Origin of the sequence: Tunturibacter psychrotolerans (genome assembly GCF_040359615.1) — a bacterium.
Classification (GTDB): domain Bacteria; phylum Acidobacteriota; class Terriglobia; order Terriglobales; family Acidobacteriaceae; genus Edaphobacter; species Edaphobacter psychrotolerans.
In genome coordinates, this window is the sequence record NZ_CP132942.1 from 871,373 (window position 1) to 892,941 (window position 21,569).

Sequence of the window (21,569 nt, forward strand, 5' to 3'; positions counted from 1 at the left end):
GCTGACAGAGCTATCCCCATAGGCGGAGAATGCAGGTGTGAGCACCGGGATAAACAGACGAGACCTCTTGCAGGGTGCGGCCACTGTAGTCGCAGGTGGAGTAATGCAGCGGGTGGGGTTCGCAGCGATTGTGGGGCGACCGCTTGAAGAGGTGGGTTATGGACAGGTAACGCTTAAAAGCCCGCTGCATCTCGCTCAAATGGAGAACGTGCGCACAGTGCTGATGGGGCTCAGCGACGACAGTTTGTTGTTGCCCTTTCGAAAGATGGTGGGGCAGGATGCGCCCGGCGAAGATCTTGGCGGATGGTACCAATATCGGGCGGACTACAACTACACAAAGGATGACGCGGGGCTCGCTCCAAGCGCGACATTTGGGCAGTGGGTTTCAGCCCTGTCTCGGATGTATGCAATCAGTGGCGAGCAGGAGCTGCGGGAACGCGCTATGCGGTTGAACAGTCTGTACGCGCAGACGATTGCGACGGAGTACTACGCAAACAACCGCTTTCCAGCCTATTGCTTCGACAAACTTGTGTGCGGCCTCATGGATGCCCATAGGCTTGCGGGGGACAGCGATGCTCTGGCGATCCTCGAACGTACCCGAAAGGCCGCCCTGCCGGAGTTGCCGGGGCATGCCGTTGATCGAGAGGTGGTCTGGCGGGAGGGAAAGGATGCGTCCTGGACATGGGACGAGAGCTATACCCTGCCCGAAAATTTGTATCTTCTATCGGCACAAATGGGATCGGAGGGTGCTGCCTATCGCGAGATGGCAGAGCGTTATCTGGATGACACGACCTATTTCGATCCGCTCGCCCGCGGGAAGAATGTGCTCGGCGGCAAGCACGCGTACAGCTACGTGAATGCGATGTGTTCGGCGATGCAGGCATACATGGTTGGGGGGAGCGAGAAGCATCTGCAGGCGGCGAAGAATGGCTTCGACATGCTGCTTGCCCAGAGTTTTGTGACCGGAGGATGGGGGCCGGATGAGCTGCTGCAGGCGCCGGGATCGGGCACAGTTTATACGAGCCTCGCGCGAAGCCACAACAGCTTCGAAACACCGTGTGGCAGTTACGCCCATATGAAGTTGACGCGATATTTGCTGCGCTGCACGCGCGATGGGCGTTATGGCGACAGCATGGAGCGGGTAATGTACAACACTGTCCTCGGAGCTTTGCCGCTGCAGCCGGATGGACATGCTTTCTACTATTCCGACTATCACTCAAGTCCTCCAGCAAATGCTGCGTCAGACTCGGCCAAGGCAGCGTTGGGAGCGGCAGGAAAACGAGTTTATTCGACTCATGGGTGGCCGTGTTGTTCGGGAACGCTGCCGCAGGTTGTCGCGGACTACTGGATCAACGGGTATTTTCACGAGCCGGGCGCGGTGTGGGTGAATCTTTACCTGCCTTCTATTTTGCGGTGGAATGAGGGCGAGACAAAGGTTGAGATGGAGTTGGAGGGCACGTATCCTGAGACGCCGGAGGTGCGGCTGCGGATGAAGACGTCGCACCCGGTCTCGTTCGCGCTGAAGCTGCGGATTCCTGCGTGGGCGGCGGGGGCTTCGCTGGAGGTGAATAGAAAGACTGTCAGGTTGGCCGTGGTGGCGGGATTTGCCACCGTGCGAAGGAAGTGGCGGACCGGCGATACGGTCGAGCTGCAACTGCCGATGAAACCGCGGTTCGAGGCGTTGGACGAGGCGCATCCCGAGACGGTCGGGGTGCTGTTTGGACCGAGAGCGTTGTTTGCGCTCGCTTCGGAGCCGGTGGTTGCGAGCAAAGCGTGTGTGCTGGAGATACAACAGGCAGGCACCGACGAGTGGACGTTGCAAAGTTCGAATGGGCCAGTAAAGATGGTGCCGTTTACTTCGGTCGGGGGCGAGCCTTATCTGACCTATATTCAAGTATCTGGGTGATTGATCAAATACAACATCGGTCGCGACGCGGAGTAATAGCTGCCTAAAAATTTACAGCGGAGCTATCGCCCGCTGCATCTGATTTCCATGGAATACAGACAGCTTGGTAAATCGGGTTTGAAGGTGCCGGAGCTTTGCTTCGGTGCAGGGACGTTCGGCGCTGCCAACGAGTTTTTTAAGGCGTGGTCGGAGACGACGCAGGAGGAAGCTAATCGGATCGTCGATATCTGTATGGATGCGGGGATGAATCTGTTCGATACCGCGGACATTTATTCGGATGGGGAGAGCGAGAAGGCACTCGGTAAGGCGCTGGCAAAGCACAATCGAGATGATTTGATGATCTCGACTAAGGCGACTTTTCGGTTCGGCAAAGGGCCGAACGATGTCGGCTCGTCGCGCTACCATTTGATTCAGTCGGCAGAACGCTCGTTGAAGCGACTCGGCACAGACTATATCGATATCTATCACTTGCATGCGTTTGACGCGACCTCTCCGGTGGAAGAGACGTTGCGTGCTCTCGACGACCTGGTGCGTGAGGGAAAGATTCGTTACATCGCATGTTCGAACTTTTCAGGGTGGCACTTGATGAAGTCGTTGAGCGTGAGTGAGCGATATGGCTGGTCTCGGTATGTTGGCCATCAGGTGTATTACTCGCTGGTGGGCCGCGACTACGAGTGGGAGTTGATGCCGCTGGCAGCCGATCAAGGTGTGGGCGCACTGGTGTGGTCGCCGCTTGGGTGGGGACGTTTGACTGGCAAGATCCGTCGCAACACCGGTCTGCCTAAGGAAAGTCGATTGAACTCCAAGCTGTCAAACGATGCGGGCCCGCAAGTTCCGGAGGAATATCTCTACACAGTTGTAGACGCTATCGATGAGATTGCGAAAGAGACCGGCAAGACGGTCCCACAGATCGCGCTGAACTGGCTGCTGCGTAGGCCTACGGTTTCGACTTTGATTGTTGGCGCGAGAAACGAGGAGCAGTTGAAGCAAAACCTCGGGGCCATCGGTTGGGAACTTACGAAGGAGCAGGTTGCCAGACTGGATAAGGCGAGTGAGTTGCCAAAGGCCTACCCCTACTGGCACCAGGTCCAGTTCAGTGAGCGAAATCCGTTCCCGGTATAAGCGCGTAGAATTGGCGATGATTTCGAGGCCCGCGGAGTCCTGCGGGCCTCAGCCCATTTTGCAGGTGTGAGGTTTGAGTGCGATTTCGAGTTCCGGTTTTGTTGTTGGCGGTTCTTCTGCTTAGCGCTAGTGGATTTGCCCAGGCTCCCAAGGCGCATCGATTCACGGTTGAAGGCGACCACTTTGCGCTTGATGGCAAACCGTTTCAAGTCATCTCGGGAGAGATGCACTATCCGCGAATTCCGCGAGCCTATTGGCGTCAGCGATTCCGAATGGCCAAAGCGATGGGGTTGAACACAATCACCACGTACGTCTTCTGGAACGTGCATGAACCGAAGCCGGGTGTATACGACTTTTCCGGGAACAATGATGTCGCCGAGTTTGTGCGTGAGGCCCAGCAGGAAGGTCTCTATGTGATTCTTCGGCCGGGCCCGTACGTGTGCGCGGAGTGGGAGTTTGGCGGGTATCCGTCGTGGCTGCTGAAGGATCACGAGACCTTGGTTCGCACCAGCGATCCGAAGTTCATGGTGCCCGCTGCGCGATGGATTGAGCGGCTGGGCAAGGAGCTCGCGCCGTTGCAGATAGGCAATGGTGGACCGATCATTCTGACGCAGGTAGAGAACGAATATGGCTCGTTCGGTAATGACCGTGCCTACATGGAGCAGATTCACAAGCTTCTGGTTGATGCAGGATTCACTCAGTCGCAGCTCTACACCGCGGACGGACCGGATAAAGTGAGAGACGGCTCGCTGCCGGAGCTTCCTGTCGGAATTAATTTTGGTGGAGAGGAAGATGGTGCGGCGGAGCGGGGGTTTGCGAAGCTGAAAGAAGTCCGTCCTAACGGGCCGTCTATAAACAGTGAGTATTGGGCTGGTTGGTTTGATCATTGGGGTGCGGACCACGCAATGACGCATGCCGACAAGCAGGCGGATAATCTGCGATGGATGCTGGCTCATGGCTATTCTGTGAGCTTTTATATGTTCCACGGTGGCACGAGCTTCGGAGGCATGAATGGAGCCAACGGAGATGTTGCTGGCACTTATGAACCGGATGTCACCAGTTACGACTACGACGCCGCTCTTGACGAGGGTGGACGGCCAACACCGAAGTACTTTGTGTTTCGCGACATCATCGCAAAATCCACGGGCGTGACTCCGCCGCCTGTGCCTGATGTCGCGCCGGCAGTTGGAACCCCGGAAGCGAAAGTGATTGAGGCTGCTTCGTTGTGGAAGAATCTGCCTGCGCCAATTCGATCGGAACATCCCTTGAGCATGGAGGATGTTGACCAGGCCTATGGCTACATACTGTATCGCACCACGTTGAAGGGAGTGCCGCAGGGGGAGCTAGTTGTGGATGAACTTCACAGCTATGCACAGGTCTATCTGGATGGCAGATTGATCGGAACGCTGGATCGGCGATTGAAGCAGGATCGTCTTACAATCCCTGCAACGGGCAGCAATGCGCGTCTCGATATTCTGGTGGAGAACACGGGCCGCATCAACTTCGGTAAAGCTATCGGCGGCGAACGTGCCGGTATCACAAAGCAGGTGACGCTTAAAGGCAATGAGCTTACAGGTTGGGATATCTATCCGTTGCCCATGAACAACATGACCGGCCTGAAGTTCTCGCAAGAGCCGTGCGAGGGTGCATGCTTCTACCGCACCAGCTTCGATCTCACCACCGTGGGCGATACTTTCCTCGATACGAGCGACTTTACCAAGGGCCAGCTGTGGCTCAACGGTCATGCTCTGGGCCGCATCTGGAATATTGGTCCGCAGAAGACGCTTTATGCTCCGGCCCCGTGGATGGTGAAGGGAAGCAATGACGTGATCGTGTTCGACCTGCAGGGTAAGATGGGCGCGGCTGTACGCGGGTTAGATAAGCCGGTGCTCGGAACACCGTCGAAAAAGTCACCGGTAGCGCAGTGAGGCGGTCCAGAAAGAATGAGAGCCTCAGGCGGGTTGCCTAAGGCTCTCGTAGACTGCATGACGTGTTGTGGCGGCGGTTAGAACTTGACCAAGAGGGCACCTGTTATTCGGTTTTCGCTGTTGCGAAGGTCCGGACTCCAGCCAGGGACAACGGATCCAAGCGCCCCGGTATTTCCGCCCGGCGGCGTTACTCCTCCGGGTCCCGCGAAGTAAGGCACGTTCGCCGCGCGATGGTTGTACTCAAGCCGATAGGTGAAGTACTGGCTCGGCATGTAGTCTGCCGTAACCGAGGTGTCCCACGCCTTGAACTTATCACCGGGATTCTCCGTGAAATAAGGGGTGCCCGAAGCCGCCGTCGCTCCATTGATCGGTGGCAGCAAGACCAGGTAACGACCGGGGTTGTTGATGCGTCCTCCGCCAACTGTCAGGCCGAAAAGATCATGGTCGAACCAGAAGCGGTTGTAGGCCATGAAGCCGAGAAAGCTCTGCTTCGGCCCAGTCTTCCCGTTGCCAAAGCAGCTCACGCCGCCGCCGCTCTCACAACCAGCATCGCCGGTCAGAGTTGCGGCTGCCTTGCTGAGGAAGGAATCGTGCCGCTCATAGTACTTGTACTGAACACTATCGTCGGTGTGGTAGCGGGTCCGTGACGTTATGCCCAGCGCATCTTCTCCAAAGCCGTACTGGTTGCCGACGATCGACCAATTTCCGTTTGGCCGATAAAGGATCGATCCGCCCAGTCCGGGCCGGTTGTTGAAGCGGCCGTAGGACTGCCAGCCGTTGATGAACCAGGGTTCGATCTTCAGCTTGGCAGTGGGAAACCATTGCACGCGCACGCCGTTGAAGAACCAAGGCGTGTTTGAAGACACATAGGACGGCTGATAGGCCCAGTTATCGAACTGGTAAAACGAAAACAGGCCAATGTAAGAGAGGAAGATGCCGGCATCTACGTTCAGGCCGTGTTGCACGTTGAAGTGGTAGCCGGCGTTGGCTTCGCCTACATAGCGATAGGCGTCGGCAAGGTCCCATTGGCCGCGCGCGGGGCTGGCATCGTTGCGCGGCGTAGCCGTGGCGTAAAGACCGATCTGGGTCAAAACGCGGGCTCGTACATTGTCCCAGTGGAAATCGCCCCCGATTCCAAGGTCCGTGAGTGTCACCTCATTGGACCGGAAGACTTCGCTCGATCCGACGATGGTGTCGTCCTGAGGATGGCGGAAGTCGTAGGTGTAGCTCACATCCGATCGTATCTCCGGGGTAAAGAATTTGGTCGCATACGGAGTGTCCTTGGTGCGTGCGTTGCCGGTGAGCCAGGTGAAGTCGGCAAAGGCGAACGGCTCCGAGTGCGGGTTTTTGGGATCGGTGACCTCCGGCTCTGCTTCTGTCATGACGGAAGAAGAGGCAGAAGCCTTGGCTGTCGTGACGTGATGAGTCTCGGGCTCAATGGCGTTGGCCTGCTTGAGCTCTATGAGCTGCTTCTGGATCTCCTCCAACTGGTCCTGCAGTTGTTGAATCTTCCGGTCCTGAGCTGTTTGATGATCTGGAGTGACCTGGGTATTCTCTACTGCTGTCTGTAGATTCGGTCCTGGTGCCTGAGCCTGAAGGTTTCCTCCAAAAAGCGTCAGCCCTGCCGCAACGCTGAACGCTGTCAGACAAAATCGCTGACCACGTGCTATTTTTCTGTTTTTCACTGCTGCTCTCCATTCCTTACAGCCGGAGTGGCCAATTTAAGGAACCTACCGGGCCACTGGACTCTGATATCCAGAGCGTAAAGAGCGGACCGTAATGAATTCGTTATTAAGTCATAACGAATCCATAAAGGCCTGCTGAGACGGGGGAATACGAGAGTGTGCATCAGCCCGGATGCGTTCCTCTCGTGAGCTGGGCGGAATCGAGGGGATGGCGCCCAGGCATTCGTAGGCAGGGGCCGGATTGAGGGGTGAACCTGGTCTATATGACCCGGGAATCACTGCCGGGACGAGCCGGAGTTCCGGCGTGCTTCCATGGTGCAAATGCACCGATTCCAATAACGCAAAGAGATTGCGTCCCGGGGAAGTCGAATGTCAAACGGGTATCAAAGGGAGGGTGACAGCGCCTCGTTGAGGTACCGCCTACGTGGTTGCATCCGGAGCTATGCCTCCGATGCTTTCACTACGATGCAGCGCCAACTGATCTTGTTAATCGTTAGTGGCCGGCGGAGGGGCTGGCGTGTTTTGGCGGGCGCGGGATGAAGAAGAGAAGCGGCAGCATGCAGGCACAGAAGACAGCCATGTATTGGATGATGTCGAGATAGGCGAGCATGGCCGCCTGACGGTGAAGCTCGTTGTAGAGATAGGCCTGCGCAGTATGGGAGCCGGTGCCGGTCATGGGGTTGCCGCTGGTGTGGCCACCGAACATGCCTTTGAGCTTTGCAACCCGATTCATGAAGGCTTGATTCCCTGAGGTCAGGTTGCGGACCATGTGGGTCTCATGATTCGCAGTTCGGCGAGTCAGCATGGTTGCGACGAATGCCGTTCCAACGGATCCACCGATGTTACGCGCCAGATTCGTCAGTCCCGACACGTCGTTATTCTCGGACTGCTTCACGCCAATGTACGCGATAGTGTTGATCGGGATGAACAGGAAGGCGAGGCCGGATGCCTGAAAGCAGCGCACGAAGACCAGGTACCCGTAGCTCACGCCGAGGTTCAGCGTATGCATCGTGATTAACGAGAGCGTCAGCATGACGAAGCCGTAACCGATCAGCTTGCGTGGATCGACCTTGCCGACCAGAATGCCGACAACAGGCATCATGCACATCATCATGAGGCCCGCGGGCGAAAGCACTAGCCCGGCGAGTTCGGCGGTGTAGCCGAGCAGCGTCTGCACAAACTGTGGGATCAGGATGGTGGTGCCGTAGAGCGAAAAACCGAGCACGAACATCAGCAGGAAGCTGATGGAAAAATTTCGGCGTTTGAAGAGCGTTAGATTCAGGATGGGGCGATGACCGTCGCGAAGCTGCTTGAGCTCCCACCAGATCATCGATACGAATGCAACGACCATTGCGACGGTAAAGAACGTGATGAGGCCTGACGAAAACCAGTCGTCCTCCTGGCCCTTGTCGAGGATGAACTCGAGCGAGCCAAAGGTGAGGCCAAGCAGACCGAAGCCGAGAAAGTCGAGTTTGATGCCACCCTTCTGCGACTGTTCGACCTGCTTCTTCACCCAGGGCGGATCTTCGACGATGCGCGAGGTGAGGAAGAGTGAGATCAGACAGATGGGCACGTTGAGGAAGAAGATCCATCGCCAATCGAAGTTATCCGTAATGTAACCACCGAGTGTGGGACCGATAGCAGGCGCGCAGACCACGGCGAGACCGTACATCGCAAAAGCCTGGCCTCGTTTTTCCGGTGGGAAGGTGTCGGCGAGAATCGCCTGCTCCGAAGGTGCGAGGCCGCCGCCGCCTACTCCCTGCAGGATGCGGCAGAAGATCAGAATCGGCAGCGAGGGAGCAAAGCCGCAGAGCGCGGAGCTGATGCCGAACAGCGCGACGCAGATCATGTAAAACTTCTTGCGCCCAATGAAGGTCGTCATGTAGGCGCCGGCAGGAAGAATGATGGCGTTGGCGACCAGGTACGCGGTCAGCACCCAGGTTGCCTCATCCTGCGTAGCCCCCAGACCGCCTGCAATGTGCGGCAAGGCGACATTGGCGATGGAGGAGTCGAGCACCTCCATAAAGGTTGCCAGGGTCACCGTCATGGCAACGATCCACGGATTGATTCGCGGCCGCCACGGCTGGTCGACCGTCGGATGGTGCTCGGGTTTATGCGCTTCAGAGAGCTGCGCCTCGGGGAGTTCGACTACTGTAGCTGCCATGTGTGGTTTATTCGATTGTATTGATATCGGCCGGGATTCAGAGAGTTGTATACGAAAGTTGCAGGATTCAGCGGGAACTTACCATCTCGCCGGGTGGTGATAGGTTCTAGCCAGAGCTATTTTTGAGGAGCGGCTATGTATATTCCACGGGCAAATCAGGAGACCCGCATTCCCGTCATCCATAAACTGATGGAAGAGCAGCCATTTGCCTCTTTCATCACCATGGGCGCGACTGGCCTCTTCGCGTCTCACATTCCCATGGTGATCGAACGGGATGGAACGGAGTTCGGACGTCTCAAGTGCCATCTCTCGCGAGCGAACCGGCAGTGGCGCGACTTCACACCGGACGTTGAGGCGCTTGCGATCTTCTCCGGCCCACAGCACTACATCACGCCCTCGTGGTATCCGGAAAAACAAGAGAGCGGAAAAGTGGTGCCGACCTGGAACTATGCGGTTGTTCACGCCTACGGACATCTCAAGGTGATCGAAGAGAGCGCGTGGCTCATGGCTCATCTCGAAAGTCTTGTGACGATTCACGAAGCCGAGTTCCCGGCTCCTTGGAAGATCGAAGATGCTCCAGCGGATTATGTCGCGTCGCAGATTAAGGGCATCGTCGGACTCGAGATGGTTATCGAGCGACTCGAAGGCAAATGGAAGGTGAGTCAGAACCGCTCGGAGCAGGACCGCGCCGGAGTTGCAAAAGGCCTGGCGGAATTGGACACGACGGAGAGCCTGGCGATGAAAGCTCTCGTGGATCAGAGAAATTGACCTGCCACGCAATTCCGAAGCGAATCGCGATAGGCTAAATCAATGTCTTCGCACGCGCGTCGGTCTCTCAACATTCTGTTTTTGTTCAGTTTTATCTCGCCCGTCTTGGCCCAGACGGAGAAACCTGCTGCCAGCGCGACCACTCCCCCTGCGGTCAAGGAGCCCACCCACGCTGATCTCTTACGCGGATCTTACGGTCCGTATCGTGCAAATAATGATCTTCTCTTCTACCACCTCGATCTCCGCGTCGACCCCGAGAAGAAGCTCATCAACGGCAGCAATGAGATCCGCTTCAAGATGCTGACGGATGGCGCCCGCATCCAACTCGAGCTCTTCCCTACCCTCCAGATTGACAGCGTTGAGATGGGCAAAGATCCGTTGAAGTATGAGCGCGACGGGGGCACGTTCTTCGTCGATTTTCCGAAGACTTTGCGGGCTGCTCATACTTACTCCATCAAAGTTCATTACTCGGGCAGCCCGATGGAGACGGGCCGGTTCGGCTGCTTCACTTTCAAGCAGGACACTGCCGGACACCCGTGGATCAACACCGCCTGCGAGGAGACTGGGGCCAGCGTCTGGTGGCCTAACAAAGACCAATGGCGCGACGAGCCACAGGAGGGCATGGAGATCAGCGTTGCCGTTCCGAATGGCCTGATGGATGTTTCAAATGGAAGGTTCATGGGCAAGAAGGATCTCGGCGATGGGTACACGCGTTGGGATTGGAAGGTGCACTATCCCATCAATAACTATGATGTCGCGTTGAACATCGGCAACTACGTTCACTTCGACGACAAGTTCGGCGACCTTGCGCTCGACTATTACGTTCTGCCTGAGGATCTCGACGGAGCGAAGCGCCAGTTTGCGCAGGTTCCAGGCATGATGAAGGCCTACTACCACTACTTCGGCGAGTACCCCTTCAAAAAAGACGGCTACAAACTCATCGAAGTTCCCTACGCCGGCATGGAGCACCAGAGTGCCGTCGCCTACGGCAATCACTTCCACAATGGCTATCTCGATCGCGACTGGACCGGCGTCGGGATCAGTCCACGCTTTGACTTCATCATCATTCACGAGAGTGGGCACGAGTGGTTCGGTAATGCGATTACAGCCGCCGACAAGTCCGACATGTGGATTCACGAGGGTTGGACGACCTATCTCGAGTGTCTCTACGTCGAGTACAACTACGGCCACGAAGACGAGGTAAAGTACGTCAACGCGCTGAAGAAAAAAGTAAAAAACGATCGGCCCATCATCACCGCGCGTGGCACAAACGCCGAGCCGCCGCAGGATCAGTACTTCAAGGGCGCTCTCTTCATCAACACTTTACGCAACATCGTCAATGACGACACCCGCTGGTTTGCGCTGATCCACGACTTCTATCAACACTTCAAATATCAGAACATCATGACCGAGGACGTCGAGCAGTACTTCAACCAGCAGACAGGGATGAACCTGACCCCAGTCTTCGATCAATATCTGCGGCACACAGCGATTCCTACGCTTGAACTGAAGTTCGACGAGTCAGCTGGCAGCGTTGAGTATCGCTGGCGGGCTGATGAAAAAGACTTTGCCATGCCGCTGCGCGTAGGCTTAAAGGAGAATTGGGAGACGATTCGTCCAACTACGGAATGGGAGACCATGAAGACGGAGCTTACGAAGGATCAGTTCGACGTGGCGACCGACTTGTACTACATCAACGTCGACAAGCAGTGAGCGCATACTTAACAAGTGGAGGCTGCAGTGCTAGACTTCGAGTCTTCCGCTGTTGGCAATTTGCCTCAGTGATCGAATCGAGTAGAAAGGAGCCGCGGGATGCATCCGGATCTTGAGAAGCTAATCGTATTGCAGGCACACGACGTCGAGGCCAAGCGGCTGCGCGACGAGATGGTTGCGCTGCCGAAGCATGTGACGGCGCTCGAGACCAAAGCGAAGGCGACGCAGGGGCAGCGTGCCGTCATCGTCGATCTCATCGCAAAAGAAGAGGCGTTGCGGCGGCGGCAGGAATCTGACGTCAAGGACCAAAAGGCAAAGATCGAACGCACGCGCAAACATATGGATCTGGCCACGACGACCGTGCAGGTAACAGCGTTCGAACATGAAATTGCCTTCTCCCAGGTAGAGATCAATAAGCTCGAAGACGCTGAGATCGAGAGTATGGAGCGCAGCGAGGGCTTGGACGCGCAGAAAAAACTCGCGGATGAAGCTGTTACTGATGCGACGGCAACTCTGGAGCGCGAGCGTGTTCGAGCGGCAGAGACGGTTGCGCTCGACAAAACCCTGTTGGCGACGGTGGAAGAGAAGCGCACGGTGGTTCGCGCGGAGGTCGGCGAGACCGCCCTCTCGACTTATGATCGCATCGCAAAGGCGAAGGGGACGGCAGTCGCAGAGGCGCTCAACCAGAAGTGCATGGCCTGCCAGATGATGGTGCGGCCGCAGCGCTGGAACGACCTTCGCGACCGCAGCAACGACGACACCATGATGACCTGCGAGAGTTGTGGCCGGTTGCTCTACTACGATCCGGCGCGAGACGCTCCGCAACGGAAGACGGTTCCGGTGGAAAGCATCGCAGCATCTATTATTCGGTCTCTTTAGCAAGTAGAAGAAGGAGCATTCGAGGTTCGGTGAAAAGAATTTGCATAGACATGGACGAGGTGATGGCGGATGCGCTCGGCGAGCATCTGCTGCGTTACAACAAGCACTTCGGCGAAAATGTCACACTCAAGGATCTTCAGGGCAAGTGGCTATGGGATGTAGTCTCCACCGATCGTCACGATGTGCTCGACGCGTACCTGCGTTCGGAAGACTTCTTCGAGGTGCTGGCTGTGATGCCTGAGTCTCAGCGCGTCCTGCAACGACTACACATGAACTATGAGGTCTTTATCGCGACCGCAGCGATGGAGGTTCCAACCTCGTTTCAGGCCAAGTATCGCTGGCTGGCGAAGCATTTTCCGTTTATCCCAGCATCGCACATCGTCTATTGCGGCGACAAAAGCATCCTCCGCGCTGACTATTTGATTGACGACAACCCGCGGCAGCTGCGGCGCTTTCAGGGCGAAGGCATCCTCTACAGCTCGCCCCACAATGCCGGGGTGACGGGCTACAAACGCGTCAACGATTGGCTCGATGTGGAGAAGCTGTTTCTGGGCTGAGCGTCGAGAGTGCTCTTTTTAAGCGTAGAGATTCGATTCAAAACGCTGGAAGGCGGCATCGGACCACGCGTGGCTCGACTTGCGCCAGGTATCGCCTTCCTCCGGCATGAAGTTGGGAAAATCCATGCGGCAGTAGCCGCAACGGGCTTCAAAGTCGAAGAGCGCCTGCGCGGTTCCGTCGAGATACAGCGCCGCCTGCAGCCCGTCGCGTGACCACTCCACCGAGGCGATACGCTGTGGCTCAGGACGCTTCAACTCGGCGTCGCTCTTGGCCAGGGCGGCCACGTTGTAGATCAGCATCGCGTCCATAATGCTGTGTTCATGCAGCTCTTGCGATCGGTCGCACGCATAGAAATATCCAGCGACGCCTTCATCTTCAAAGACCACGGTCCAGGGAACGATGGGCGAGTTGACGGAGAGAAAAGCAAGGCCAGGGGTGAAAGAAAGCGACTGCATATCTCTCACGATACACTCGAAGAGGCGGCCACTGAATGTCTTCGGCCGTGTAAGTTGAGCGACAAAGTGGACTCCAGTTGCAGCCGGAAAGCCGGATGCGAGATCAGATTAAAGGAAAGATAAAGGCCGGCCTACCTCACGATGGGAATGAAGCTCCCCCGCATTAAGTTCGGACGACCGCAGCAGATGGCTGGGCTGCTCCTGCTGGTTTTTCTAGCGGAGTGCCTCTGGGTCGTGAGCCGGCAGCATCTGTCGCAGCAGGACTATCGCTATGCCGAGTGTGGGCGCGAGATGTGGGAGCGGCCTTCGCCGCTGGCCGGTTACTTCACCACTTGCGGCAATCTCAACGGCGACGGAACCTTTGCCTATCGCGTTGCAGGGTTACCCCTGACTGTGCAGCGCCTGGTGATGCTCGGTGCGGACAAACTTCGCAAACCTGAGAACCGGCTCTATGCGCAGGGTTCGCTCAACGGTTCGACGTGGGAGGCGCGCCACGAACTCTTCAGCGTGAAATACCTTCTACATCTCCCGTTCATCTTCTTTGCGATCTGGCTCGGGGGCGGCCTGTGGTGGGTCTGTCGGCGGCTTTTCGGAAATGAAGGTGGATTCTTCGCCCTGGGGCTCTACTGTTTTTGCCCTGCCATTGTTCGATCCGCGGTCACGCCCAACAATGAGGTCCTAGCGATGTGGGGGCTCTACGGGTTGGTGTACACCGCCATGGGCGTCGCTCACGCTATGCAGGGGCCACGACGCAAATGGCGGCCACGAATCGCGCTGCTTACTCTTTCGCTGGGGCTTACTGCGGCGGCACATCTGCTTGCGGCAATTATCGGCTTTGTGATGGCGGTGGTGTGGATGATGTACCTGGCGCAGCGCCGGCGCAGCTACGTCATGCAGATCCTCGTCTTCTCCGCTATCGGAGCTCTGGCCATTCTTTTTGCCTCTTATGCTTTCCGCGTGGCGCCCTTCAGCTATGTCTTCACTGGCGGCGGAGCGCGTTTCTGGTTCGCGCTTGATGGCACACGGAGATTTTTTCTCAATACAACGAATGCACCCATCGTTGTTGCGACGCTTGTAGCGTTGCTGCTCTATGTTTTCACCCGGCGCTGTCGCTACTTCGGCAACACCGCACCGCTGATCATGGTTCTGCTGCTCTTCCCGCTGCTAACCACGCAGACGGTATCACAGCCGTGGGTTTGGGCACTTCCGTTCCTATTCACTTTTGTAGGCGGGGTCTTCGCAGACGTGCTCGAGATGCGTCAACGCAAGATGTTCCTCGCACTGTCAGGCACGATCCTTCTCCTGCAGGCCGTTCTTTGCCTGTCATTGCTGCCGGAGATTGCGCGGTAGGTTCATACGCGTACGGGCAACTGTATCTGGGTTGCCAATGTCCTAGTCGCGGAGATTTACGCCGAATTTTCAAGAAATACCGCATAATAGGTCGGCACGCTCATAAAATTGTTGTGTCCTGAAGGATGGTCCCGTCCGTAATGATCAAAGTCTCTCTTCGCTCCGCCGGTACCATGTCTGCCCTTATCGTTTTGCTGCTTGTGAGCGGATGCCACCGCCATCGCAAGTCCAAGTCTCAGCCCAATACGACGGCGTACGCGGACAAGCTGCATGAGATGGTCGAGAAAAAAGTACTGCCGCCCGAGAAGGTCGATACCACCAAGGTCCCAAATCTGCGTTGGCCCAACTTCTCCGACTACCAAACCATCGTGGCTACCTTCTACGACGATCGTAACTACGAGGTGGCATGGACCCGTGACGGCGCACCAACCGCCTCCGCGAAGGGCTTTATTCAGGCCTTTCAGGACGCCGCATCGAAGGGCCTGATTCCTGAAGACTACGACGCCCCACGCTGGGCTGATCGCGTTCAGGCGCTCAACAGCAAGTCCGACGACGCGATCTCGCTCTTCGACGTAGCCATGACGGTGAACGTCATGCGTTATATCTCCGATCTGCGCATCGGCCGCGTCAATCCGTCGCGTTTCAACTTCGAGATTCCCGTTCAAGACAAGAAGTACGACCTTGCGGAGTTCGTCTCTGACAACGCCGTCGACGCTACCGATGTGCCGAAACTCATAGCCGGCGTCGAGCCTGACTCTGATCAGTACCGCCAGACCGAAGCCGCGCTGGCACACTACATGGATCTCGCCAAGCAGCAGGGCGAAGCGCATGCTGACCCACTGCCAACAGTTCCGAAGGCAATCTCGGTGGGTGGGAGTTACGCGGCGCTGCCTGCTCTTCTCGCGAGACTCCAACTCGAAGGCGATGCGGAGGCCGGCGCCACACTGTCTTCTCCGAACACGACGACGTTCGACTCCTCGTTGTCTGATGCGGTAAAGCACTATCAGCATCGCCACGGCTTCACCGAAGATGGCAAGCTTACGCCGCAGACGATCCAATCGCTTAACGTACCGATGGACTTTCGCGTGGCGCAATTGCAGGATTCGCTCGAACGCTGGCGCTGGCTCCCCGAGCCATACCTGCATGCGCGGTTGATGGTGAATCTTCCTGAGTTCGTGCTACGCGGCTTTGATCCCGATCACAAGCTCGACTTCACCATGCGCGTTGTCGTAGGCAAGGTGATGGGGCAGCACGAAACGCCCGTATTCACGCACATGATGAAGTACCTTGTCTTCCGGCCTTACTGGAGTGTTCCGGTCGACATCGCGCGCAAAGAACTGGTGCCGCACATGGAGGCCAGCCACGGCTATCTTGCGAGCAAGAACTTCGAGGTGACCAACAACAAGGGCATTCTCCAAACCGACTACACCGCCAAACAGGTCGCACAAGGTGCTGTGATGGTGCGCGAGAAGCCTGGCCCGAAGAACTCACTCGGCCTGGTTAAATTCATCTTCCCCAATCAGTACGACATCTATCTGCACTCCACGCCGGCTGTCTCTCTTTTCGATCAGACTCGACGCGACTTCAGCCATGGTTGCATCCGAGTGCAGAAGCCCGCCGACCTCGCCGCGTGGGTGTTGCAGGGACAGGGCGACTGGGATCTCGAAAAGGTGCAGGAGGCGATGAACAGCGGCCCGGACAACAAGACCGTCAGCCTCAAAACTCCACTGCCGATCGTGATCTTCTACTTGACGGCTATCGTTGAGGACGGCGCAGAGGTCCACTTCTTCGACGACATCTACGGCTACGACTCCGAGATGCAGAAGGTCTTCTCCAAAGGCCCACCCTACCCGATCAAGCCCCAGCCCATCGTGCCGAAGACCAAGGAGGGCGACACGGTTTAGAAGCAATGTACACTGCTGTCCTGATACAGGAGTTCAAGCGGATGCCAGCTGCAAACTTCAATCCCAAAGTTGACGCGTATTTCGCGAGAATGCGCCCCTTCGCGCTGCCGATCATGGAGTATCTACGCGAGCTTGTTCACAAAGGCTGCCCCGAAGTCGAAGAAACTATTAAATGGAGCCGCCCCTTCTTCGAATACCGCGGCGCGATTCTGTGCAATATATCGGCCTTCAACGAGCATTGCAGCTTCGGCTTCTGGGGCGAAGAGATCGGCGCGGTGCTGCGCGAGGCTGGCGTAGTTCAGGAGGGCGGCATGGGTTCGCTCGGCCGCATCACCAACATCAAGGATTTGCCCTCCAACAAGCAGATGCTCAGCCTGATCCGCCAGGCCGCAGCCTTCATCGATCATGGCGAATACACCAGCCCCATCGCAGCCAGGCACAAGGTGGTAAAGGCTCCGAAGGCTGTCGTCGAACCACCCTCGGAGCTCCTCGCTGCTCTCAAGAAAGACAAAAGAGCTGCGAAAGTCTTTGCCGCGTTCAGCCCAAGCGCCAAACGCGAATATGTCGATTGGATCGCCGACGCAAAACGCCAGGAGACACGCGAAAAGCGCATAGCGACTGCGGTTGAATGGATCGCCGAGGGGAAGCAACGTAACTGGAAGTATCAGAACTGTTGAAGACGAACGCCGGTCGCGTCTCCCGTCGCCGGAAATTCGCGTTTGCGCGTTTGCGCTCTCGCACCCCGCAGCGCCCTATCGACCGTAACGTCCGCTTTGCAATTTTTCACTGTCTACCGATTCGCGAGGCTATAGACTTGCTGCGATGTCTTCCCTACCCAGGCCAGTAACACCCAACGAAGATCGAATGGAGCGCGCTGCTCCGAGAAGTGCAACACTCGACGCTCCTCTCTTCCGGCGAAGATTGATCACCTGGTACCGCAGCCACGCACGGGAGCTCCCCTGGCGGAACGTCAGTGATCCCTATCGCACGTGGCTCTCTGAGGTTATGCTGCAGCAGACCCGCGTCGCCGCTGTCGTCACACACTACAATGGCTTCCTCCGGCGCTTCCCCACGATTCTTGCTCTGGCCCTCGCACCCGAGGCCGAAGTTCTCGCCATGTGGTCAGGCCTTGGCTACTATCGCCGGGCGCGTATGCTCCACAAGGCTGCGCAGTTCCTCACCCAGGAGCGCGGCGGTGTTCTGCCCAGCACAGCCGCGGAGTTGCGTACCCTACCCGGCATCGGCGAGTACACCAGCGCGGCCATTGCCAGCATCGCTTTCGGAGAGAGCATCGCCGTAGTCGACGGCAACGTGGAGCGGGTGTTGTTGCGTCTTACGGGGCGTCCGGAACAAAAGGATGCAGCCGGCCGGGCCTTCGTTCAGAAGCAGGCGTCCGCACTTGTGCCCAACCGGCGCAAGGGTGACAAGACCAACGCTGCCGGCGACCACAATCAGGCCATGATGGAACTTGGCGCGACGATCTGTCTCCCGCATGCGCCACTCTGTTTGCAATGCCCTGTGTATGGAATGTGCAAGACACGAGGCGAGCATCTCACTCTGCCACGATCAGCGCAGCTTAGTCGCCCTGCGGCCTATCTGCTCAGCCTGCGCAAGCGCGGCACCCTCACCGAGGTTCTGTTGCAGCTTCGCGCCGACGATATCAGCCTGATGCCGGGCATGTACGAGCTGCCCCCACTGCCGCAGGACGCCGTTCAAGGACGAGAGCCGCTGTTGCGCCTCCGCCATGCCATCACGAATACGAACTATTACGTGCAAGTCTACGCCGCCAGCGGACCCCAGGACCGTGGTCTTCGTCGCGCTGTTCCTGCTTCAAAGAGCGACCTTCACTGGGTGCTCACCCACCGGCTCGGTTCGTTGCCTCTTACGGGATTGGCACGTAAAGCGCTTCAGCGCCTTGACGTCATGAAGGTAGACCTGCCGAAGCTGCCTGCACACCAACCATAGCGCGAGCAGGACTCGCTCAAAACTTCGAGAATCGCGACGGACTCAGTGCATCTGCGAAGACAGCTTTTTCGCGGCGGTTGCCTGTGGCAGGATCGCAGCCGGAACACTGCGAACTTTTCCATTAGTCCCATTCACTTGCTTGCTTCCGCTGCCTAGCTGCATCAACAGCGGATGCTGCAGTGTCACGATCACCGCCGTGGCAGGTGTCTTGCCGGTGCACAGGTAGCTGTGGATCGTGTTCGCGTCGAAGTAAACCGCATCCCCAGCCTCTACGTGATGCGTCATCTCGCCGTGCCGAACGTCGAGCGACCCCGAGAGCAGATAGAGAAACTCGCAGCCGACATGCTGGTGAGCTCGCGGTGAACGGCCCTCCTTTTCGGGTAGGAACTCCGCAAAATAAGGATCGAGCTGACGGTCGGGAACCAGATACCCCAGGCTCTCGAAGAAATAGGCGGGGTCGTCTGCGCCGGTCTGCGGCAGGCGTACCCGCTCGTCGCGGCGATGCACGCGGAACAGAGTCTGCGGCTCCGGGTCGAAAAAATAACTGAGGTCCTTGGAGAAGACCATCGCGATACGCGCAAGGTTACGCAGCGTCGGCACCACGCGACCGGTCTCCAGCTGCGACAGAAAACTGGCCGAGAGGCCGGTATGGCGACCCAGTTCCACCAGCCCCATCGACTTCTTCAGTCGCAGGTATTTGATGCGTTCGCCGATTCTCTTTTCAGCGATGAAGGACTCAGCGGCCTCTCCATCTACTTGAAGATGTCGAACGTCGACTGCGGAGTTCGCTCTCCCCCCAGGAATAAACGTATCGGGCGGAGCGGAGGTCTCAGCAGTTGTCAAAATCGAGGATGAGGAAGTTTTGTTCATAGGTTTATTCGCTAGGCCAACAGACGTTGAAATCCGATCAAAAGATGTACGGGTGACCTTACTTTTTGGATTGGATGCCGATTTTTTTCCCAGCGGTGGTCTGATCTCTCTCCGAACTGATCTCTGCCCTATGATGGTCACAGACCAATGAAGTTTTTGCCCATTTGCCATCCCCGGACCCGTCGATGGCTAACCTTAGGTGCCGGAGCGCTACCAATTGCATTTCTTGCAGGCTGTGCCAGCCCCGGACCGCCGCACGCTCCCTCGCTCAATCTGCCTGAGGTCGTACGCGACCTCACCGCGGACCGCACCGGGAACCAGGTCACGCTTCATTGGACGACCCCGGAGAAGACCACCGATCACCTCGCGATCAAGGGTGCAATGACGGCAGAGATCTGCCGAGTCACTACTCCAATCTCGCAACCGGCGGCCTCAACCCCAGCCTGCACTGAAGTTACGCGCCTCCCGGTCTCGAGCGGACCGAGCCATGCGGAAGAGACCCTTCCTTCCTCCCTGACCTTGGATCCTGCCTCCCTTCTGGCTTACCGGGTCCAGCTCTTCAACGCGCACGGCCGGACGGCGGGCCCTTCCGCAGAAGCCTTCGCTGCCGCGGGCGCGGCCCCTCCCTCCGTCGAGCAGCTCCACGCGACCTCAACCCGCGAAGGTGTTCAGCTCGAGTGGCAGCAGAAAGACACCACCTCGCCGGTGCAACTTGACCGCTTTTTGGCCACGTCGGCCAGTACTGCTGTAGCTCCCGGTCCCGTCAATGCCGCCTCTTCCACCGCATCGAAGCCCACGTCTCGAAGCAAACTCAGAAAAGCCTCGCCTCCTTCGACGTCTACCTCCGCAAAGGCCACCCCGGCAAAATCACAAGCGGTGGCAATGACGTCGTCGAAGACTCCCGACGAGGTGAAACTTGAGACGCCGAAAGAGGTGGTCGATGCAGGTGGTACCGTCGACCGGACCGCACAGAAGGGCGAAAGCTACCGCTACACCGCCCGGCGGCTTCGCGATATCTCCCTTGAGGGCCATAAGCTCGAACTCCGTAGCGACCTCTCCTCGCCGGTGACCGTCACCATGCTCGACACCTTCCCGCCCGGAGTTCCCACCGGGCTTGAGGCCGTACCCGGTGGTGCGACGCCGTCTGATCGCTCCATCGATCTTTCATGGACCCCTGACATTGATGCGGACCTCGCAGGATATAGTGTGTATCGTCAGGAAGTTACTTCAGCGGGCCAAGTTGCGGGATCAGCGACACGCCTGAACTCAACCCCGATCGTCGGTCCTGCCTACCGCGATCAAACAGCCGTTCCCGGTCATCGCTACGCCTATCGCGTCACCGCGGTCGATGCCTCAGGGAACGAGAGCGCTCCAAGCGCCGACGTGCAGGAAACATTAAGGGAGCAATAAAAAAACACATGCGTTACTGCAAGTATCTGTCGTCTGAAAACGGAACCTTTCTCCCTCGTTATGCCCTGGTGGAAAAGCGCAACGGAGCCCTCTGGGCCACACTTCCCATGCAGGCCCCGCAGGAAGATCTGAACTCCCGTATCCTTGGCGGTGTCCCCATCCCCACTCTGGCGGTCGAGTTCGAGCCAACGCCACTCGATGACCTGCACCTCCTCCCTCCGGTCACGCCTTCCAAGATCCTCTGTGTCGGCCGCAACTACCGCGATCACGCCGCCGAGCTGGGCAACGAGGTCCCCTCCGAACCCCTCCTCTTTCTCAAACCACCCTCGTCGCTGCTCGGCCCCAAAGGCACCATCCGCATGCCTGCCATCTCCAACCGTGTTGATTACGAAGGGGAACTCGGCATCGTCATCGGCCGCCGCTGTTACAGGATCGGCCCCGACGAAGACGTCCGCCCCTATATTCGCGGCTACGTCTGCGTCAACGACGTTACCGCCCGTGACATCCAAAAGTCCGACGGCCAATGGACCCGTGGTAAGGGCTTTGACACCTTCTGCCCCGTCGGCCCCATCGTCTCAGACGAGATCGATCCTTGCGGATTCGGAGACACAGCCGGCTCTCCCGTCACGGTCACCACGCGACTTAATGGCGTCGTCAAACAGCAGGGTTCCACCCGCGACCTCATCTTCCCCATCGCCGAGCTCCTCCGCTACATCACTGCCACGATGACTCTCGAGCCGGGCGACCTCATCCCCACAGGAACTCCCGCGGGAGTAGGAGCCGTTCAGCCGGGTGATCGCATCCAAGTGGAAATAGACAGCTTGGGCGTGCTCGAAAATCAATTTGCCGCCAGTTAACATCCGCCGCGCATCTAGGAAACAGCGCAATACCT

The 21,569-nt window shown here is 57.6% G+C and carries 17 protein-coding genes; 13 read left to right on the forward strand and 4 right to left on the reverse strand.

Features of this window, described 5'->3' with window-relative positions; translation table 11 throughout:
• Nucleotides 1–37 precede the first annotated feature (37 nt).
• The 3 genes from RBB77_RS03500 (at nucleotide 38) to RBB77_RS03510 (ending at nucleotide 4,956) form a co-directional block, all read left to right on the forward strand.
• Nucleotides 38–1,906, forward strand: a complete 1,869-nt coding sequence (locus RBB77_RS03500; RefSeq protein WP_353064794.1) for a beta-L-arabinofuranosidase domain-containing protein — start codon at nucleotides 38–40, stop codon at nucleotides 1,904–1,906.
• An 87-nt stretch (nucleotides 1,907–1,993) separates the two neighbouring features.
• Nucleotides 1,994–3,028: an aldo/keto reductase gene (locus RBB77_RS03505; protein WP_353064795.1), complete on the forward strand. Its 1,035-nt coding sequence runs from the start codon at nucleotides 1,994–1,996 to the stop codon at nucleotides 3,026–3,028.
• Between the two features lie 77 nt (nucleotides 3,029–3,105).
• Nucleotides 3,106–4,956, forward strand: coding sequence for a glycoside hydrolase family 35 protein (locus RBB77_RS03510; RefSeq protein WP_353064796.1), 1,851 nt, complete (start codon nucleotides 3,106–3,108; stop codon nucleotides 4,954–4,956).
• Nucleotides 4,957–5,033: 77 nt separating this feature from the next.
• Here the strand turns inward: RBB77_RS03510 and RBB77_RS03515 are convergent, their stop codons facing one another.
• Together RBB77_RS03515 and RBB77_RS03520 are read right to left on the reverse strand one after the other, a co-directional pair.
• Nucleotides 5,034–6,641, reverse strand: coding sequence for an outer membrane beta-barrel protein (locus RBB77_RS03515; RefSeq protein ID WP_353064797.1), 1,608 nt, complete (start codon nucleotides 6,639–6,641; stop codon nucleotides 5,034–5,036).
• Nucleotides 6,642–7,134: 493 nt separating this feature from the next.
• Entirely contained in the window at nucleotides 7,135–8,805 is a 1,671-nt protein-coding gene (locus RBB77_RS03520; RefSeq protein WP_353064798.1) for a DHA2 family efflux MFS transporter permease subunit, read from the reverse strand.
• 135 nt (nucleotides 8,806–8,940) lie between these two features.
• Between RBB77_RS03520 and RBB77_RS03525 the strand changes: the two genes are divergently transcribed.
• The 4 genes from RBB77_RS03525 to RBB77_RS03540 all read left to right on the forward strand — a co-directional run bounded on the left by RBB77_RS03525 (nucleotide 8,941) and on the right by RBB77_RS03540 (nucleotide 12,722).
• Nucleotides 8,941–9,573, forward strand: coding sequence for an FMN-binding negative transcriptional regulator (locus tag RBB77_RS03525; protein ID WP_353064799.1), 633 nt, complete (start codon nucleotides 8,941–8,943; stop codon nucleotides 9,571–9,573).
• A gap of 42 nt (nucleotides 9,574–9,615) precedes the next feature.
• Nucleotides 9,616–11,286 carry a M1 family metallopeptidase gene (locus RBB77_RS03530; protein ID WP_353064800.1) on the forward strand — a complete coding sequence of 557 codons (1,671 nt, stop codon included), beginning with the start codon at nucleotides 9,616–9,618 and terminating at the stop codon, nucleotides 11,284–11,286.
• Nucleotides 11,287–11,385: 99 nt separating this feature from the next.
• A complete protein-coding gene (locus tag RBB77_RS03535) occupies nucleotides 11,386–12,165 on the forward strand; it encodes a zinc ribbon domain-containing protein (protein WP_353064801.1) in 780 nt (259 codons plus the stop codon).
• A gap of 50 nt (nucleotides 12,166–12,215) precedes the next feature.
• Nucleotides 12,216–12,722 carry a 5' nucleotidase, NT5C type gene (locus RBB77_RS03540; RefSeq protein ID WP_353064802.1) on the forward strand — a complete coding sequence of 169 codons (507 nt, stop codon included), beginning with the start codon at nucleotides 12,216–12,218 and terminating at the stop codon, nucleotides 12,720–12,722.
• A gap of 18 nt (nucleotides 12,723–12,740) precedes the next feature.
• On the opposite strand, the gene RBB77_RS03545 is transcribed toward RBB77_RS03540, so the two are convergent.
• Nucleotides 12,741–13,178: a DUF2251 domain-containing protein gene (locus tag RBB77_RS03545; RefSeq protein WP_353064803.1), complete on the reverse strand. Its 438-nt coding sequence runs from the start codon at nucleotides 13,176–13,178 to the stop codon at nucleotides 12,741–12,743.
• Nucleotides 13,179–13,325: 147 nt separating this feature from the next.
• Between RBB77_RS03545 and RBB77_RS03550 the strand changes: the two genes are divergently transcribed.
• From RBB77_RS03550 to RBB77_RS03565, 4 genes are all read left to right on the forward strand, one after another.
• Nucleotides 13,326–14,528 carry a hypothetical protein gene (locus RBB77_RS03550; protein WP_353064804.1) on the forward strand — a complete coding sequence of 401 codons (1,203 nt, stop codon included), beginning with the start codon at nucleotides 13,326–13,328 and terminating at the stop codon, nucleotides 14,526–14,528.
• A 140-nt stretch (nucleotides 14,529–14,668) separates the two neighbouring features.
• Complete coding sequence (locus tag RBB77_RS03555; protein ID WP_353064805.1) at nucleotides 14,669–16,432, forward strand: L,D-transpeptidase family protein; 1,764 nt, start codon at nucleotides 14,669–14,671, stop codon at nucleotides 16,430–16,432.
• Between the two features lie 5 nt (nucleotides 16,433–16,437).
• Nucleotides 16,438–17,109, forward strand: a complete 672-nt coding sequence (locus tag RBB77_RS03560) for a YdeI/OmpD-associated family protein (RefSeq protein WP_353064806.1) — start codon at nucleotides 16,438–16,440, stop codon at nucleotides 17,107–17,109.
• Nucleotides 17,110–17,296: 187 nt separating this feature from the next.
• A complete protein-coding gene (locus RBB77_RS03565; RefSeq protein WP_353064807.1) occupies nucleotides 17,297–18,397 on the forward strand; it encodes an A/G-specific adenine glycosylase in 1,101 nt (366 codons plus the stop codon).
• Between the two features lie 42 nt (nucleotides 18,398–18,439).
• Here RBB77_RS03565 and RBB77_RS03570 read toward each other — a convergent pair whose 3' ends face one another.
• Nucleotides 18,440–19,267 (reverse strand): helix-turn-helix domain-containing protein, encoded by an 828-nt coding sequence (locus tag RBB77_RS03570; RefSeq protein ID WP_353064808.1) that lies wholly within the window; start codon nucleotides 19,265–19,267, stop codon nucleotides 18,440–18,442.
• Between the two features lie 147 nt (nucleotides 19,268–19,414).
• Here RBB77_RS03570 and RBB77_RS03575 point away from each other — a divergent pair, with 147 nt between their 5' ends.
• Both RBB77_RS03575 and RBB77_RS03580 read left to right on the forward strand, forming a co-directional pair.
• Nucleotides 19,415–20,677: a fibronectin type III domain-containing protein gene (locus RBB77_RS03575; RefSeq protein WP_353064809.1), complete on the forward strand. Its 1,263-nt coding sequence runs from the start codon at nucleotides 19,415–19,417 to the stop codon at nucleotides 20,675–20,677.
• Between the two features lie 8 nt (nucleotides 20,678–20,685).
• On the forward strand, nucleotides 20,686–21,534 hold the full coding sequence (locus RBB77_RS03580) for a fumarylacetoacetate hydrolase family protein (RefSeq protein ID WP_353064810.1): 849 nt from the start codon (nucleotides 20,686–20,688) through the stop codon (nucleotides 21,532–21,534).
• The last annotated feature ends 35 nt before the right edge of the window (nucleotides 21,535–21,569 follow it).

Coding starts and splice junctions, on each gene's coding strand:
- RBB77_RS03505 (WP_353064795.1), top strand. CDS start 1,994: ATGGAATACAGACAGCTTGGTAAATCGGGTTTGAAGGTGCCGGAGCTT.
- RBB77_RS03520 (WP_353064798.1), bottom strand. CDS start 8,805: ATGGCAGCTACAGTAGTCGAACTCCCCGAGGCGCAGCTCTCTGAAGCG.
- RBB77_RS03525 (WP_353064799.1), top strand. CDS start 8,941: ATGTATATTCCACGGGCAAATCAGGAGACCCGCATTCCCGTCATCCAT.
- RBB77_RS03530 (WP_353064800.1), top strand. CDS start 9,616: ATGTCTTCGCACGCGCGTCGGTCTCTCAACATTCTGTTTTTGTTCAGT.
- RBB77_RS03535 (WP_353064801.1), top strand. CDS start 11,386: ATGCATCCGGATCTTGAGAAGCTAATCGTATTGCAGGCACACGACGTC.
- RBB77_RS03540 (WP_353064802.1), top strand. CDS start 12,216: ATGGACGAGGTGATGGCGGATGCGCTCGGCGAGCATCTGCTGCGTTAC.
- RBB77_RS03545 (WP_353064803.1), bottom strand. CDS start 13,178: ATGCAGTCGCTTTCTTTCACCCCTGGCCTTGCTTTTCTCTCCGTCAAC.
- RBB77_RS03550 (WP_353064804.1), top strand. CDS start 13,326: ATGAAGCTCCCCCGCATTAAGTTCGGACGACCGCAGCAGATGGCTGGG.
- RBB77_RS03555 (WP_353064805.1), top strand. CDS start 14,669: ATGATCAAAGTCTCTCTTCGCTCCGCCGGTACCATGTCTGCCCTTATC.
- RBB77_RS03560 (WP_353064806.1), top strand. CDS start 16,438: ATGTACACTGCTGTCCTGATACAGGAGTTCAAGCGGATGCCAGCTGCA.
- RBB77_RS03565 (WP_353064807.1), top strand. CDS start 17,297: ATGGAGCGCGCTGCTCCGAGAAGTGCAACACTCGACGCTCCTCTCTTC.
- RBB77_RS03570 (WP_353064808.1), bottom strand. CDS start 19,267: ATGAACAAAACTTCCTCATCCTCGATTTTGACAACTGCTGAGACCTCC.
- RBB77_RS03575 (WP_353064809.1), top strand. CDS start 19,415: ATGAAGTTTTTGCCCATTTGCCATCCCCGGACCCGTCGATGGCTAACC.
- RBB77_RS03580 (WP_353064810.1), top strand. CDS start 20,686: ATGCGTTACTGCAAGTATCTGTCGTCTGAAAACGGAACCTTTCTCCCT.